15 protein-coding genes are annotated in these 16,007 nt (G+C 59.8%); 6 read left to right on the top strand and 9 right to left on the bottom strand.

What is annotated here, in order from left to right; all coding sequences use genetic code 11:
- The first annotated feature begins 15 nt into the window (after positions 1-15).
- Complete coding sequence (gene zapE / locus BFQ01_RS28385; protein ID WP_065927893.1) at positions 16-1,119, top strand: cell division protein ZapE; 1,104 nt, start codon at positions 16-18, stop codon at positions 1,117-1,119.
- Positions 1,120-1,292: 173 nt separating this feature from the next.
- Entirely contained in the window at positions 1,293-1,784 is a 492-nt protein-coding gene (locus tag BFQ01_RS28380) for a GNAT family N-acetyltransferase (RefSeq protein WP_027606459.1), read from the top strand.
- Between the two features lie 102 nt (positions 1,785-1,886).
- Here BFQ01_RS28380 and BFQ01_RS28375 read toward each other — a convergent pair whose 3' ends face one another.
- The 4 genes from BFQ01_RS28375 to BFQ01_RS32670 all read right to left on the bottom strand — a co-directional run bounded on the left by BFQ01_RS28375 (position 1,887) and on the right by BFQ01_RS32670 (position 6,678).
- Positions 1,887-2,096: a hypothetical protein gene (locus tag BFQ01_RS28375; protein ID WP_065927892.1), complete on the bottom strand. Its 210-nt coding sequence runs from the start codon at positions 2,094-2,096 to the stop codon at positions 1,887-1,889.
- 144 nt (positions 2,097-2,240) lie between these two features.
- Positions 2,241-4,466, bottom strand: coding sequence for a TonB-dependent siderophore receptor (locus BFQ01_RS28370; RefSeq protein WP_065927891.1), 2,226 nt, complete (start codon positions 4,464-4,466; stop codon positions 2,241-2,243).
- Positions 4,467-4,580: 114 nt separating this feature from the next.
- Positions 4,581-6,338 (bottom strand): phosphoethanolamine transferase CptA, encoded by a 1,758-nt coding sequence (locus BFQ01_RS28365; RefSeq protein ID WP_065927890.1) that lies wholly within the window; start codon positions 6,336-6,338, stop codon positions 4,581-4,583.
- A 160-nt stretch (positions 6,339-6,498) separates the two neighbouring features.
- On the bottom strand, positions 6,499-6,678 hold the full coding sequence (locus BFQ01_RS32670) for a DUF6026 family protein (protein ID WP_256097793.1): 180 nt from the start codon (positions 6,676-6,678) through the stop codon (positions 6,499-6,501).
- 226 nt (positions 6,679-6,904) lie between these two features.
- On the opposite strand from BFQ01_RS32670, the gene gnd reads away from it, so the two are divergent.
- From gnd to BFQ01_RS28350, 3 genes are read left to right on the top strand one after another with little or no spacing between them, the layout of a single operon-like run.
- Positions 6,905-7,933: a phosphogluconate dehydrogenase (NAD(+)-dependent, decarboxylating) gene (gene gnd / locus BFQ01_RS28360; RefSeq protein ID WP_223841635.1), complete on the top strand. Its 1,029-nt coding sequence runs from the start codon at positions 6,905-6,907 to the stop codon at positions 7,931-7,933.
- Positions 7,930-9,453 (top strand): glucose-6-phosphate dehydrogenase, encoded by a 1,524-nt coding sequence (gene zwf / locus BFQ01_RS28355; RefSeq protein WP_065927889.1) that lies wholly within the window; start codon positions 7,930-7,932, stop codon positions 9,451-9,453. The genes gnd and zwf overlap by 4 nt, the downstream gene beginning before the upstream one ends.
- On the top strand, positions 9,450-10,274 hold the full coding sequence (locus BFQ01_RS28350) for a Cof-type HAD-IIB family hydrolase (protein WP_065927888.1): 825 nt from the start codon (positions 9,450-9,452) through the stop codon (positions 10,272-10,274). Before zwf ends, BFQ01_RS28350 begins: the two co-directional genes overlap by 4 nt.
- Before the next feature lie 65 nt (positions 10,275-10,339).
- Here the strand turns inward: BFQ01_RS28350 and BFQ01_RS28345 are convergent, their stop codons facing one another.
- Positions 10,340-10,600, bottom strand: coding sequence for a hypothetical protein (locus BFQ01_RS28345; protein WP_065927887.1), 261 nt, complete (start codon positions 10,598-10,600; stop codon positions 10,340-10,342).
- 344 nt (positions 10,601-10,944) lie between these two features.
- Between BFQ01_RS28345 and BFQ01_RS28340 the strand changes: the two genes are divergently transcribed.
- Positions 10,945-12,267, top strand: coding sequence for a sigma-54 dependent transcriptional regulator (locus BFQ01_RS28340; RefSeq protein WP_027606451.1), 1,323 nt, complete (start codon positions 10,945-10,947; stop codon positions 12,265-12,267).
- A gap of 81 nt (positions 12,268-12,348) precedes the next feature.
- Here BFQ01_RS28340 and BFQ01_RS28335 read toward each other — a convergent pair whose 3' ends face one another.
- The 4 genes from BFQ01_RS28335 to BFQ01_RS28320 form a co-directional block, all read right to left on the bottom strand.
- Positions 12,349-13,656, bottom strand: a complete 1,308-nt coding sequence (locus BFQ01_RS28335; protein ID WP_065927886.1) for a hypothetical protein — start codon at positions 13,654-13,656, stop codon at positions 12,349-12,351.
- Positions 13,657-13,705: 49 nt separating this feature from the next.
- Complete coding sequence (locus BFQ01_RS28330) at positions 13,706-14,449, bottom strand: hypothetical protein (RefSeq protein ID WP_027606449.1); 744 nt, start codon at positions 14,447-14,449, stop codon at positions 13,706-13,708.
- A 38-nt stretch (positions 14,450-14,487) separates the two neighbouring features.
- Entirely contained in the window at positions 14,488-15,168 is a 681-nt protein-coding gene (locus tag BFQ01_RS28325; protein ID WP_065927976.1) for a C39 family peptidase, read from the bottom strand.
- 61 nt (positions 15,169-15,229) lie between these two features.
- On the bottom strand, positions 15,230-15,976 hold the full coding sequence (locus tag BFQ01_RS28320) for a hypothetical protein (RefSeq protein ID WP_027606447.1): 747 nt from the start codon (positions 15,974-15,976) through the stop codon (positions 15,230-15,232).
- Between the last annotated feature and the right edge of the window lie 31 nt (positions 15,977-16,007).

Here is a 16,007-nt window from a genome sequence, read left to right as displayed (position 1 = left end):
GTCATAATCGCGGGCATGACTTTCGACTCGCCCCTCGCTGCTTACCAACACGCCATTACCCAACAGGGTTTCGTTGCCGACGACGCCCAGCGCCGGGCGGTGGATGCCCTGCAAGCCTGCCATGCAGCCCTGCATCAGGGCCGTTCGCCCGTGACTGGCGTTTACCTGTGGGGGCCGGTGGGCCGCGGCAAGACCTGGTTGATGGATCAGTTCTACCAAAGCCTGCGGGTGCCCGCACGGCGTCAGCATTTTCATCACTTCATGGGCTGGGTGCATCAGCGTCTGTTCCAGCTCACCGGCACCCATGACCCGTTGCAGGCCCTGGCGCGGGAGCTGAGCCGGGAGGTGCGGGTGTTGTGTTTCGACGAGCTGTTCGTCAGTGACATCGGTGACGCGATCATCCTCGGCCGGCTGTTCCAGGTCATGTTCGAGGAAGGTGTGGTGATGGTCTGCACCTCCAATCAACCACCGGCCCAGCTGTATGCCGATGGCTTCAATCGGGAGCGCTTCCTGCCGGGCATTGCGGCGATTGAGCGGCATATGCACGTGGTGGCGGTCGACGGTGGCGAGGATCATCGCTTGCATCCAGGTGTGGGCCGGCAGCGCTATTGGGTGAACCAGCCCGATGCGCTGGCGAACGTGTTCGCACAATTGGCCGAAGGCCAGGCGGTGAGTCTTGGTCCGGTCACCGTCGGCCATCGTTCTATCGTGTGCGTGCAGGCCAGTGATAGCGTGCTGTGGTGCCGCTATGCCGACCTCTGCGAACAACCCCTGGCGGCAATGGATTTCATCCTGCTGTGCGACCGCTTCAAGGCGATCCTGCTGGGGGAGGTGTCCAACCTGAGTGCGCAACAGCGCCCAGGCCGGATTGCCCGCGGCACCGAGGATGGGGTCGAGCGCGTGGTGGCCGGTGATCGCGAGTTACCGCAGTTGTCGGTGCACGACGACAGTGTGCGTCGCTTCATCGCCCTGGTGGACGAGTGCTACGACCGCAAGGTGCCGTTGTTCATCGACGCCCAGGTGCCGCTGGAGCGCCTGTATACCAACGGTTACCTGGCGTTTCCTTTCCGTCGCACCTTGAGCCGCTTGCAAGAAATGCAGCTGCAGCGCTTCAGCTGAGACCTGTACGAAAAAAGCCCTGAATGGACACTTTGGGGTTTTTTAATGCCAAAGCCTTCGCGCTTTCGGGCGCACATTTGTAGTTAATCTCCTTCATCTGGTGCTGACTCCACGCTTACAATCGTGCCCCTCAAAGGGAACCGGTTCCCTTGTAGTCGTGATCGAGGACGGAAATGGACACCCCAGATATCCTGGTGCTGCAAGCCAGCTACACCAATCCTGTACATGCCGAAGCCATTGCCAAGGTGCTTAACCATTACGCAGAAGACCCCATGGGCGGCGGCCATAGCCTGCCCGCTGATCTACTGGAGCAACTGCCGGCCGAGTTGGCCAAGCGCCCCCATGCGTTCAGTGTGCTGGCGTTTGTTGGCGGTGAGCCGGCGGGGCTGGTGAATTGCTTTGAAGGGTTTTCCACCTTTGCCTGCCGCCCCTTGGTCAACGTGCACGACGTGGTGGTGATGAATGAGTTTCGCGGCTTGGGGCTGAGCCAGAAAATGCTGCTGAAGGTCGAGGACATCGCCCGCCAGCGTGGTTGCTGCAAGATCACCCTGGAGGTGCTGGAAGGTAATGCCGTCGCCCAGTCGGCGTATCGCAAGTTTGGTTTTGATGATGCGAAGTTTGATCCCGCCCATGGGCGCATGTTGTTCTGGAACAAGCCGCTTTAATAAATAACCGGCGAAAAAAAGGGCGCCAGCGGAGGGCGCCCAATAAACCTTTGCCAACGGAGCGGTATGGCCCAGGGTGTTGCGGATTAACTAACGATTAAATTAACTCTTGGGTTGTTCCTGTTCGGTCGTGTTGGTGTTCGGTGTCTTGCCGTCGGCGGACGCCGTTTGTTCAACCGTGCCGTGAAGCGTCTGCTGCGTGAAGGTGAAGTTGTTGTAGAACTCCTTCGAGCGCTCCGAGCCGCCTTCGGCGAACGCGGCGGCGGAGCCCAGGGTCATCAGGCTGGCAAGCATCAAGGTCGAGAGTTTCATCTGTGTTTACTCATTAAGTGTGATCGGTTATCTGCTCTGTCCTTGATCAGAATCGTGGGGCGATTCTGGTGCGGTCTTATTAAGTGGGAATTAACGCGAGAAACATCCGAAGTTAACAATATCGTTAACTTCGGATGGTCGGCTTTAAAGCTTCCAGTCAACGGCCAGCGTAATGGCGCGTGGGTCGCCCCAATACACGCCGTTATAAAAACCGACGCGTTCGTAATACTTTTTATCGAACAGGTTGTTGACGTTAAGCGACGCTGAGACGTGCTCGTCGAATTGATAGCGGGACATCAGGTTGACCACCGTGTATGCCTGTTGTGTGATCTTCGCCCGTTCGGTCACCGGTGTGTTGCCGACGCGTACCCCTGTAGGTCGATTGCTCCAATCGTAAATGTCGCTCTGCCAGTTCACCGCGCCGCCGACCGTGAGGTTGCGCCATGCCCCCGGCAAACGGTAGGCGCTGGAGACTTTTAGCAGGTTCAGCGGCTGCCCGGTGTTGTTGCGTTTACCCGAGCCGTTGACCGAATGGGTGTAGGTGTAGCCGGCCGTCAGGTTCCAATCGGGCATGATTTCCCCGGCAGCTTCCAATTCGAAGCCGTTGACCTTGTTACCTTTGCCGCCGGACTTGTAGTACTCCTCGCCGGTGATGGGGTTTGGTGGCACCGAATCGTCCCGCTCGGCGACGTTGTCCTGGGTGCTCCAGAAATACGCCGCCGCCAGGTTCAGGCGCTCCTCCAGCACGCTGCCCTTGAGGCCCACCTCGTAGTTGCTGCCGACCACGGGCTCCAGGTACTTCTTGTTGGCATCCCGCAGGCTCTGGGGTTTGAAAATGTCGGTATAGCTCGCGTAGACGGTGTACTCCGGCGTCAGGTCGTAGAGCAGGCCGGCGTAGGGCGTCCACATATCATTGTGGGTCTGGGAGGTCTTGTTGGTGGCCGTCAGTTGGTCGTTGGCGTTGTATTCGGGGGCCGCGCTTTTCAGTTCCCAACTGCCATAGCGGCTGCCCAGCACTGCATGCAAGCGGTCGGTGAGGCTCAGTCGCGTGGCCAGATAGCCAGCCTTCTGTTGCTTGCTGCTGTGCTCGCCCTTGAGGTCGGTGACGGTGTCGCCGAACTTGGCGATCCCGCCCATGTATTTCCAGTCTTCGATGGTGTAATAGCCGGCGGGTAGGTTGCTGCGCATCACGGGGGAGACGTCCCGCTGCGTGGCCTCGCCATAGCCCATCATCAGTGCATGTTCGCGGCCCAGCAGTGCATAGCTGCCGGCGAGGTTGAGGTCGACGGCCTCCATTCTCGATGTGCCGCGCATGTGGCTGGCCCAGGCGGTCATGCCGCTGCGGTCATCGTTGGGGAACCCCGCACCGCCGTAGTACACCTTGCCATCCGTGTCGCTCTGGCGATGGGTGTAGGCGGCCTTCACGTGCCAGTCGCCGCCCAGCCGATGGTCGAGCGTCGCGAAGGTGGTCTTGTCCGTCAGCGGCCAGGAACTCCAGTGCGCCGCCATATTGGTGGAGCGCGACAGCCCGGCCTTGCCGCCCTCGCTGTTCCAGTACGGCACGGTGCCCCATGAGGTGCCCTGGACCTGCTTGTTCTGGTAATCGAAACCTACGGCCAGCACGGTATCGTCGGAAAGATCGCCTTCCAGGATGCCGTAGCCGACCGCCCGCTGCAGGCCATAGTTGTCGCGGAACGATTGGCTGTCACGGTAGGCCAGCACCGTACGCCCGCGCAGCTTGCCGTCGAACGCCAGCGGGCCGCCCACGTCCACGTAGCTGTAATAGTTGTCATGGCTGCCGGCGCTGACGCCGGTTTTCGCCTGCCATTGGGCCGTCGGGCGCTTGCGCACCATATTGATGGTGGCCGAGGGGTCGCCGGCGCCGGTGGTCAAGCCCGTGGCACCGCGTACCACCTCGATGTGGTCATAGATAATGGTATCGGCGTCGGACTTCATGTAGCCGAAGGTATTGAGCATCCCGTCAATCTGGAAGTTGGTGATGCCGTAGCCGCGGGAGGAATAGGACACGCGGTCGGAGTCGTTATGCTGGACGTTGATCCCGGTGGTCTGGCGCAGCACGTCGGTCAACGTGTTGAGATTGAAATCATCCATCTGCTGGCGAGTGATCACCGAGATCGATTGTGGGGTTTCCTTGACCGACAGGTTCAGGCGGGTGGCGGTGCTCATCGAGCCGGTGGTGTAGGCGCCTGTGTGTTCGGTGGTGGCGCCCAGGCCTTCGGCGGAGATGTTGGTCGCGCCGAGTTCGAGCGGGGTGTGTTCAGGGTCGGTTTCAGCCAGCAGGGCCGGGCTTAGGGCGGCGCCGCACAGGCCGAGCGTGAGGGTCATGGAGCGGGTAAAAGGCGCGAACATCGCGGAAGACTCCTTGTCGTCTTTGCGGCCACCCCGGAAAGGGAAGGCCTTGGCTCAAAGACGAAAGGAGCGGTGGAACTTTAGGGCTAAACGAGAATGATTGTTATCTTTCTGTTACAAGGCCGGCGGTTCCTGCAGGACCACATCGGTCGGATTAACCTTCTTGGGCTTGATCAGGCTGAAGTCAATCAAGGCCTTTTGCGGGCGCATGTAGGGGTTGCCGATCATCAGCGGGCGCGGCGTGAAGCTGTCGCTCACGACGCTCTTGCTGCGGTCCAGTTCGTTGAAACTCAGCCCGGCGAGGTCGGCCCAGGTGTGGATCAATTGCGAGCTGCTGTAAGGGCGTTGCAAGTCGCCGGCAAACTTCCAGTCGTGGGTTTCGCGCCATTTCGGCGAGGCATAGGCCATGAACGGAATGGTGTACATCGGCGCCGTCGGCTTGCCTTCGTTACGCCCCAGGGTGGCGTGGCCGGCGGAATCGAATACGTCTTCGCCGTGGTCCGACAGGTACAACAGGAAGCCGTTGGGATCGGTCTTGGCGTAGTCCTTGATCAGGCTCGACACCACGAAATCGTTGTACAGCACCGCGTTGTCGTAGCTGTTGTAGACGGGCAGTTGATCGTCGCTGATCCCGGCAGGCACGCCCTGGCGATCGGTGAATTTATCGAAGGTCGGTGGGTAGCGGTACTGGTAGCTCATGTGGGTGCCGAGCAGGTGCACCACGATGAACTTGCGCTCGGCGGGGTCGGCCAGGGCCTTGGAGAATGGTTCCAGTACATCGCCGTCGTATTGGCGGGCGTTCTGGTTGCGATTGTTGTTCAGGTACACCTGCTCGTCGGCCTGTTCGGAAAAGGTCGTGAGCATGGTATTGCGCTTGGTCATGGTCTGCTGGTTGGTGATCCAGTAGGTCTTGTACCCGGCCTGTTTCATCACGCTGACGATCGACGGTGTCTTGAGGTAGAGATCGGGGTTCTCCTCGTCGGCGAACGTCAGTACCTGTTGCAGGGCTTCGATGGTATAGGGGCGCGGGGTGATGACGTTATCGAACACCGCCAGTTGGTCGCGCAGCTTGTCCAGTTCCGGCGTGGTGTTGCGCGGATAGCCGTAGAGACTCATGCGTTGACGGTTGGTGGACTCGCCGATCACCAGCACCAGGGTCGAAGGCTGGCCGGCCATGGTGTCCTTGAGGTTGGTCAAGGGGGGGATCTGGCTGGCGCTGTCGAGCATGCCTTGCATGTTGTCCAGTTGTTCGGTGTAGCGGCGGTAGGCAACGATCATCTGCCAGGGCACGGCCGGTTCGATGCGCGACTCGAAGCGGTCTATGGCGTCGTCCAGGGTGTCGCTGCGGGCTATCTGCTTGACCAGCGGGTAACCGATGATCGCCACCAGGATCGCCGTTGCCGCCACCAGGGCCTGGCCGCGCGGCAAGTATACCGGGCGTACCCGGGTCCACAGGAAAATAGCCACGGCGGTGTGGGCAATGAACGCCAGCACAATCCACCAGGCGAAGTATTGGGTGGCGTACTCGCCGGCTTCAGAGATGTTCGACTCGAACATGATGAAGATGACGCTTTGGGAAAATTCCTGCTGGTAGATGAAGAAATAACCCAGGCTGGCCATGGAACAGGCCCACAGCACCACGCCGATCAGGGCAGCAAGCAAGCGCGTACGGCGAGGGAATACCAGCAGGGGCGCGAGCCATATCGCGCTCATGAAGAAGGCTTGGCGAAAACCACTGAAGCCGGAAGTGCCGCTGAGTTGGATCAGCAGTTGGGTAATGCCGGAGAAGTACCAGAAAAACACGAATAGCCAGCCAAGACCGGCCCAATCAAAGCCTTTCGCAGACTTGCTGCTGCGTTCGAACATCGCCATCCAGCGCTCCAACCCGGTAATTTTTCAGTTGACGCGCAGGGCTGCACGCAACAGAGGCCACCCTTGCATGGGATGGCCCTTGGGGGCGGGAGTATCGGGAAGGGCATGTGAAAACTTTGTGAGATTTATGTAGCCGTTATCTTACAAAGTGATGACGGGCTCAGCAGAGCGCGGGCTGCGCACCGGAAGGCTGGTCCAGCTGGGCTTGAATGATATGGGCACGCAGGCGCATGACCTCAAGCTGCAACTGATCGCGTTCGTCTTTCAACTGGCGCAATTCATCGCGACGGAGTGTGACGTAGAGGGTCTGTGGAGGACGGGTCATCTGTGCTGTGCTCATTGCTTGCCTCGCAAATAGCCGGTGTGTCGCGGTGTGCCAGAACGCTTGAGTCGAGGTTCTCGGCAACAGTCGGAAGCAATTCTGAATTCTTTTTCCCATCAATGGAACTTTTTTATTTTTGGTGATCGTGTGACTTTCGGAGGCGTGATGGTGAAACGATGGCAATTTTTTCCCATGAAACTACACGGATCTGCCCTGGACTAACCCTCATTAGCCTCATTGCGCTATAAACTATGTCACACATTTATTCAGTAGTTGGGAGCATCAGCACATGCAACTGGGGATTATCGGACTAGGCCGCATGGGCGGGAATATTGCACGGCGCCTGATGCTCAATGGGCATACCACCGTTGTTTACGACCGTAACGAAGCATTTGTCAAAGGTTTGAGCGAAGAGGGCGCCACCGGCGTTGCCGACCTGAAGGCCCTGGTGGCCGGGCTGCAGAAACCCCGTGCCGTCTGGGTGATGTTGCCGGCAGGCGACCCCACCGAAAACACCATCAATGAACTCAGTGAGCTGCTGGAAGACGGTGACGTGATCATCGACGGCGGCAACACCAACTATAAGGATGACGTGCGTCGCGGCAAGGCCCTGGCGCAAAAGGGCCTGCACTATGTCGATGTCGGTACCTCCGGCGGGGTCTGGGGCCTGGAGCGTGGCTACTGCATGATGATCGGCGGCGACACCGAGACTGTGCAGCGCCTCGACCCGATCTTCGCCAGCCTGGCACCGGGCCTGGGCAACATCCCGCGCACCAAGGACCGTTCTGCGTCGGCTGACAAGCGTGCCGAGCAGGGCTACATCCACGCCGGCCCGGCGGGTTCCGGGCATTTCGTCAAGATGATCCACAACGGCATCGAGTACGGGATGATGCAGGCGTTTGCCGAAGGTTTTGACATCCTCAAGACCAAGAACTCGGAAAACCTGCCCGAAGACCAGCGCTTCGACCTCAACGTTGCCGATATCGCCGAAGTCTGGCGCCGTGGCAGCGTGGTCTCGTCCTGGTTGCTGGACCTGACTGCCGACGCCCTGGCCACCGACCCCAAGCTGGACGGTTACTCCGGTTCCGTGGCCGACAGCGGCGAAGGCCGCTGGACCATCGAAGCCGCCATGGAACAAGCCGTGCCGGTGCCGGTACTGTCCACGTCGTTGTTCGCGCGGTTCCGCTCGCGCCAGCAGAGCACCTACGGTGACAAGATGCTGTCTGCCATGCGCTTTGGCTTTGGCGGCCACGTGGAGACTTCCAAAAAATGACCGCCAACGGCAAGAAACTCAAGGCCGAACCTGCTCCACCCACCACCCTGTTTCTGTTTGGCGCCCATGGCGACCTGGTCAAGCGCCTGCTGATGCCGGCGCTGTACAACCTCAGTCGTGATGGCTTGCTGGGCGATGGCTTGCGCATCGTTGGCGTTGATCACAACGCGATCAGTGATGCCGACTTCGCCAAGAAACTCGAGGACTTTATCCGCACCGAGGCCGCGAGTAAGGTCAAGGGCAATGGGGATAACGCCCTCGATCCGGCATTGTGGGCGCAACTGGCCAAAGGCATCAGCTACGTCGAGGGCGATTTCCTCGATGACAGCACCTACGCCGACATCGGCAAGAAGATCGCTGCCAGCGGCACCGGCAACGCGGTGTTCTATTTGGCCACCGCACCACGCTTCTTCAGTGAGGTGGTGCAGCGCCTGGGCAGTGCGGGCCTGCTGACGGAAACCGATGACAGTTTCCGGCGCGTGGTGATCGAGAAGCCCTTCGGCTCCGACCTGGCCACCGCCGAAGCGTTGAACGCCAGCCTGCTCAAGGTGATGAGCGAGAAGCAGATCTATCGCATCGACCATTACCTGGGCAAAGAGACGGTGCAGAACATCCTCATCAGCCGTTTCTCCAACGTGCTGTTCGAAGCGTTCTGGAACAACCACTATATCGACCACGTGCAAATCACCGCCGCCGAAACCGTCGGCGTGGAGACGCGAGGCAATTTCTTCGAAAAAACCGGCACCCTGCGCGACATGGTGCCCAACCACCTGTTCCAGCTGCTGGCGATGGTGGCCATGGAGCCCCCGGCCGCCTTTGGTGCCGATGCGGTGCGCGGTGAAAAGGCCAAGGTCATCGGCGCGGTACGCCCGTGGTCCCTGGAAGACGCGCGGGCCAACTCGGTGCGCGGGCAATACACCGCGGGCGAAATCGCCGGCAAGCCACTGCCCGGCTACCGCGAAGAAGCCAACGTCGCTCCCGACAGCAGCACCGAGACCTTCGTCGCCCTCAAGGTGATGATCGATAACTGGCGCTGGGTCGGCGTGCCGTTCTACCTGCGTACCGGCAAGCGCATGAGCGTGCGCGACACCGAGATCGTGATCTGCTTCAAGCCGGCGCCCTATGCGCAATTCCGTGACACCGAGGTGGACGAGGTCAAGCCCACCTACTTGAAGATCCAGATCCAGCCCAATGAAGGCATGTGGTTCGACCTGCTGGCGAAAAAGCCCGGGCCCACCCTCGATATGGCCAACATCCAGCTGGGTTTTGCCTACAAGGACTTCTTCGAGATGCAACCGTCGACCGGGTATGAAACCCTGATCTACGACTGCATGACCGGCGACCAGACCTTGTTCCAGCGCGCCGACAACATCGAAAACGGCTGGCGAGCAGTGCAACCGTTCCTCGATGCATGGAAGGAGGACGACGGGATCCAGACCTATAAGGCCGGTGAAGACGGGCCCGCAGCGGCTGATGGGTTGCTGGCGCGCGATGGCCGCACCTGGCACTCGCTCGGATGAGTGACGCAGCGATTCATCCCATCCGTTTTATCCTCAGCGACGTGGACGGCACCTTGCTGCATCCGGATCATCGCCTGAGCCAGCGCACCGTCGACGCGGTGAGCGCCCTGCGCGAGGCCGGGGTGTTTTTCAGCCTGGCCAGCGGGCGACCGCCCAAGGCCATGCTGCACCTGATCGAGACATTCGGGATCGATGTGCCGGTGGCGGGCTTCAACGGTGGCACCTTGATCAACCCGGATGGCAGCATCCTGGTTGCCCACCATTTGCCAGCGGAGGCGGCGCTGGTGACCTTGGCGCTGTTCTCGGCCGAGCCGGATGTGGAAGTCTGGGTGTTTGCCGACGGCGACTGGCTGCGCCGTGGTCCGCCAGGGCCGGTGGAACCGCGCGAAGCCCATGGCCTGGGGTATGGGCCGGTGGTGGTGGAAAGTTTCGAACCCTACCTGGAGCGTATCGACAAGATCGTCGCCGCGAGCAACGACACCCAATTACTGGTGACGTTGGAAGCGCAATTGCAGCCCAAGGTCCAGGGCTTGGCCCAGGTATCGCGTTCGCAGCCGATTTATTTGGATGTGACGGCCATGCTGGCCAACAAGGGCGAGGCGTTGAAGACCCTGGCGGCGCACCTTGGGGTGCCGCTGGAGCAGACGGCGGCCATCGGGGATGGGGGCAATGACCCGGCGATGTTTCAGGTGGCGGGGTTGTCGATTGCCATGGGGCAGGCGGAAGAAGCCGTCAAGCGCCAGGCCAGCGTGGTCACCGGCAGTAATGTCGAGGAGGGCGCTGCGGAAGCAATCGAACGGTTTATTCTCGCGGCGCGATAAGCGTCTTAAGTTCGATTGTGCAACTTGCGATCACTGTTTTGCAGTGATCGCAAGTTAGCCGCGATTTACTTCGGCATGGCCCAGGACTGCAACTGGTAGCCATCTTTGTCGAGTTCGGCGCGGGCCCGCAACAGCAAGTCTTCCAATTGCGCCGGGTCGCTATAGGTGTTCGACGACAGCTGTTTGCTGCCGATACGGTTATTGGTGCGGTCGATGACACTCAGGCTCAGGGCGCCATTGCCATCGTGCCAGGCCACGCATTGAAAGGGCTGGAAAGCACGGTCTGCGATCAAAAGAGCTTCGTTGATGCGGAGCGGGGCGTTCATGTGGGTCTCTCTCTAAATGCCCATTCAAGTGAGTACCGGCGGTTGGGCTGACCGTGCGGCGGGTTACTTGTACTGATGCGCGATGACGGGGTACGGGTCACATGTTAGAGCAACAAATTTCAACTTTTCCTGATGGACGTCATGTAAGCGGCTGTTTTGAAAGCTGATTGAAAGTTTTGCGAAGACGCAACTTTTTGACCTGCAAACACGAGTAGTGGCTTTTTGTCCGCACTTATAGCGAAACGATACAAGCACGCTGTCAAGATCTTGCTAGGGTTATCGGCAACCATTACAAACTGTTGTTTCTAAATAACTTTAGTGATTTTTGACGCCAAGGATCAGTCATGGGTGTGCCCCTCGTCCAACGTCGTTTGCTCGTGGTTGACCCCTGTGACGACTGCCACGGGTTGCTACCCGGTTTGCGTACGGCCGGGTGGGATGTCGACAGCTGCACATTGGAATCGGTAGGAGAGCGCTCATGCGATGTCGGCCTATTGCGCCTGCAGCCCTATCATCTGGAGCGGCCCGAAGCGGTCAAGGAACTGATCAGCCGCAGTGGCACCGAGTGGATCGCCGTACTCAGCCAGGATGTGCTGCGCCTGCAAAATGTGGGGGACTTCGTCTGCGAGTGGTTTTTCGACTTCCATACCCTGCCATTCGACGTGGCGCGGGTGCAGGTGACCCTGGGCCGCGCGTTTGGCATGGCGCGCCTGCGTGGCAAGGGTCACACCCCGGTAGATGAAGGGCACGAGTTGCTGGGGGAAAGCCGCCCCATTCGTGAGTTACGCAAATTATTGTCCAAGCTGGCGCCCACGGAGTCCCCGGTACTGATCCGTGGCGACAGCGGCACCGGCAAGGAGCTGGTGGCCAAGACCCTGCACCGCCAATCCCAGCGCCATGCCAGGCCCTTTGTCGCGATCAACTGCGGCGCCATTCCCGAACACCTGATCCAATCCGAACTGTTCGGCCATGAGAAGGGCGCGTTTACCGGTGCCCATCAACGCAAGGTCGGGCGCATCGAAGCGGCCCATGGCGGCACCCTGTTCCTCGATGAAATCGGCGATTTGCCCATGGAACTGCAAGCCAACCTGCTGCGCTTTCTCCAGGAAAAGCAGGTCGAGCGGGTCGGCGGCAGCCAGCCGATTCCGGTGGACGTGCGGGTGTTGGCGGCCACCCACGTCGACCTTGAAGCGGCCGTCGCCAAGGGGGCTTTCCGCGAAGACTTGTACTACCGGCTCAATGTGCTGCAGGTGGTCACCGCGCCCTTGCGCGAGCGCCATGGTGATGTGGCGATGCTGGCCAACCACTTTTCACGCTTCTACAGCCAGGAAACCGGCCGCCGCCCCCGCAGCTTCAGCGATGACGCCCTGGTGGCCATGGGGCAACACCCGTGGCCGGGCAATGTGCGCGAACTGGCCAACCGCGTGCGCCGCGGCCTGGTACTCGCCGAAGGGCGCCAGATCGAAGCCGCCGATCTGGGATTGCTGGGCGAACAGGCAATTTCGCCACCCATGGCTACACTGGAAGACTATAAGCACCGTGCTGAACGCCAGGCGCTGTGCGATGTGCTCAACCGGCATAGCGACAACCTGAGTGTCGCGGCCCGTGTGCTGGGGATTTCCCGGCCGACGTTCTACCGGTTGCTGCACAAACACCAGATCCGCTAGGGCGGGTAAACCGAAAAGCCCCGCAACGACCCTTATCGTTGCGGGGCTTTTCCTTGTGCACCGGATTCTGTAGCGGTCGGGTTAGAAGTAATACGGGAATTTCAGGCTGAACGTAAAGTCCGGCGCATCATCCGTCATGCCGATTGCCAGGTTCGGCACGATGGTCAGGTTATCCGACGCGGCAATGGTCATCCCCACGTTGAAATAACCGGCGTTGGCATCGCTGGAAACCACCGATTGCCAGTCGCCGCCGTTGGGCTTGAGCCTGCTCTTGCGCTGCACCAGGTCGGACACCGAGAACGACATACTCATCTTCTCGTTGAGGGCAAAGGCCACGCCGACCCCGAACTGGAAGCTGTCGCCCAGGCTGACCTTGCCGCCGACCTTCTGGTTGACGTCACTGCTGATGTCATCGAAGGATTCTTCGAAGTTATGGGTATAGGACAGCGAGCCGAATAGCACGGCAGGATCGAAGGTCTTGACCAGGGAAATGCCCGGTGTGATCGACCACACGCCATTGCCCGTTGGCAGGCTTTCCGGCACGAACAGGTTGTCGTTGCCGGGCGTATTGATCAGCTTGATACCAAACGGTTCTTTGCCGGTGGGCGCCTTGACCCGCACCGATACCACCGCATCCGGCAGGGTGGGGGTTTCGTCGAGGAACTTGTAGGCCACGCCGAAGTTGACGTCGCCGATGGTCGGGTCGCGCGTCACCGATTGTTCCGACGTCGCGGTGCCGTTGTTGCCGGCACCGGCAGACTGGTAGGTCGACTCGCGGTACACCACCGGCACGTTCACATCGAACTGCCAACGGTTATCGACGTTGTAGCGCCCGGTCAGGTCCAGGGTCCAGTTATCGGACTTGATGCGGTCCAGGTTGATATTGCCGAGGAAAATCGAGTCCAGCGCCAGGAACCCGTTGAGGGTCAACTGACGGGCGTCGTAACGGGCATAGGTGACGCCGGTTTCGAAGCTGAACTTGCCATTGCCGAAAAAGCCGCTGGCTTCGTTATAAAGGTTGCTGACACTTTGCGCCGGGGCGGAGTCGTCCTTGAGGGACTGGCCGTAGGAACTGCCACCACCCCCTCCAGCGCCACCGGATGCAGCTGCGGCACCCGTGCCCGCGACGGTGGTGCCGTTGGCTTTTTGAAAGTCTGCCGGCGACTTGGCCAGACGTTTGGGGGCCGGTGTGGCCGGTTGGTCTTCGACCTGACGCACGCGCTGCTCCAGCACGGCCAGCGCTTTTTGCTGCACTTCGTACCGCTGCTTGAGTTCCAGGAGTTCCTGTTTGAGGGTTTCGATGTCGCTATCTGGCGCTGCATACAGAACGGATGCGGGCAAGAGCGTACTTAAACAGATCACAGCACGGAGCGATAACGATCGATGCATGAAATAAGCCGTCCTTTTCTAATGCGTAAGTGTCGACGGTCAGCGTAGTTCAATAACCGAGCGTGCGTAGGGCTTTGAGTTGATCCAGATTGCAGTTCAATGCGCCGTTGTTCAAACCGTTGTTGTTCATCACTACGTTGAGTTGGGTCATGTTGTTGACGAAGTTAGTGTTGCCAGTCAGAACCGTGCCTTGCAGCACATTCCCACCACCGATCTGCTGCAGGCTGTTGCCCTGGTTGTGGTTGGCCTGGATCGCCATCTGCAAGCCACCGTTGTTGGCCGACACGCTCACGCGGCCTGCTGCGCTGTCACCGGTCACCGTACCGCCGGCGACCAGCACTTGCCCCGATTGCACGATGTTGGAGGGCGCAAAACCGTTCTCGACGGTGATGCCCACATTGTTATAGGCGGTGTTGCCATCGCCGGCGGTACGCACGCTTTGTGTCACACCCTGGCCGCTGCCCAGGCCGGCGCCGCCGGTTACCGTGCCGGTGCCGGTGTTCGGGTTCGTGCCGTTGCCGGTCGAGCCGGTGGTTTGTACGTAGAATTGCGGGGTGATGGTCGACGAATCGATCTGCATGCTGGCCTTGCCGGTGATGGTGTCACCCACGGCGTTGGTCCAGGTGCTGCTCATGACAATGCCGAAGCTGATGATCCGCCCCGGCATCACGTAACGACCGCGCAGGTCGGCCATTTCCGAATCCTTGAGCTCGATGGGTTTGAACCCCGACGAAGCATAAGCGGGCATTGAGGCTGCCAGACACAAGACCGTCAGCCAACGGGAAGTGTTCATCTTTTGCTCCTGGAGCGTCCTGCCCCTTATTGCGCTTCTTAGAAGAAGTCGCTCTGGATAAAACCGAAATCCATCAGCTCGGCATCGCCTACGGGCCTGAACTCATTCAACTGGTTCTTGGCGGTCAGTGGCGTGGGCGGGTCGAGCAGGGCGTTGGCCTTGTCGTAACCTTCACCCAGCACGGCGAACACGATGCCGTTCCAGCCCTTGACGAAGTCATCATGGGAATAGCGCTTATGGCCCAGTACCGGGTCGCCGATATAGACCCAGTCCTTGTCGGCCCGCTGCATCACCACGAAGTGCTTGTAGCCACGAATTTCCAGCAGGACCACCACGGGGATCTTTACGGTGACCAGTGTTTCTGGCGCGATTTTGTAGCCCCGGGCACGCATGCCGATGCTTTCGAGGTAGCGCTTCATGTCCAGCATGGAAAAGCCCTGGGTACGCACCAGGTCCTGGTCGGAATTGACCAGCATGCCTTTGATGACGTGATCTTCGTCTACATCCAGCCAATAACCCTGGCGCAGAATGGTAGCGAGTGCCGCAGCACCGCAGCTGAAATCGGTTTTCTGTTCCACCAGGTTGGCGAACCGGCGTTCACGAATACTCTCGACCTTCTTGTAGATCACTGCACCGCCAGGCAGGGCGGAGATCGCCATGGTGCCTGCCCAGGTCGGGCCGGTGAGCAGCATCAGGAGGGTGAGGGTCGCGAGGCGCATGATCATGTGACCTGCTGGACACTGGAATAAAAAAGGGCCTTGTTGCCAAGGCCCCGTTGGATCAGAAGCGCACGCCGCTGGCGCAGACGCTGCAACCTTGACCGATCGACAGGCTGTTGCTGCCTTGGTTGCCCGAGCCGGATTGCAGGTTCACACCCACGTTGCCGGAGTTGCGGTTAACCGAGTTGTCGAGGCTGGAGTTGTTGGACACGTATTGGGCTTTGCTGCCATGGCCATACCCGTAGCTGGTAGCGGCAGTGTTCAGGTAGCTGTTGGCGAGCGAGTTTTGTTCGGTGTTGGCGGCCGCTGCGATGTTTTTGCCATCAGCGGTGGTGATTGCCAGGTTGTTTTTACCCTGGTTGCCTTGACCGGCCTGGCCGTTGTAACCCAGGTTGCCGGAGTTCCCGTTAGCCGAGTTATCCAACGAGGCGTTGTTCTGGGTGCCTTTGTTGACGAAGTTGTTGAGCCCGCTGTTTTGATTGACATCGACGACAGCGAATACCGTTGCAAAGTCACCTTTGGCACTGGAGATGGCGCCGGAGTTGTCGGCCTGGTTACCACTGCCCGCCTGTACGTTGACCCCGGTGTTACCGCTGTTGCTGGTTACCGAGCCGTCGGCAGAGGCGTTGTTTTCGGTTTTGGTGTCATCGAACTTGTTGCCCACGCTGTTTTGCACATCGGTCACGACAGAGGCAACCACACCGGTGGGTTGAGGTGCAGGGTGCCAGCCACCACCTGCTTGAGCAGCAGCAGCCATGAGTGCGGCCAGTGCGAAAACCAGTGGTTTCAGAGCCATTTGAGGTTTCATGGTGTTTCTCCTTGCTTCTAATTAGTTGGTT

This window comes from Pseudomonas sp. 8 R 14 (assembly GCF_900005955.1).
GTDB classification, from domain to species: Bacteria; Pseudomonadota; Gammaproteobacteria; order Pseudomonadales; family Pseudomonadaceae; genus Aquipseudomonas; species Aquipseudomonas marginalis.
Note: the sequence above shows the minus strand (reverse complement) of the source record. Positions and strands in the feature narration are given on the sequence as shown.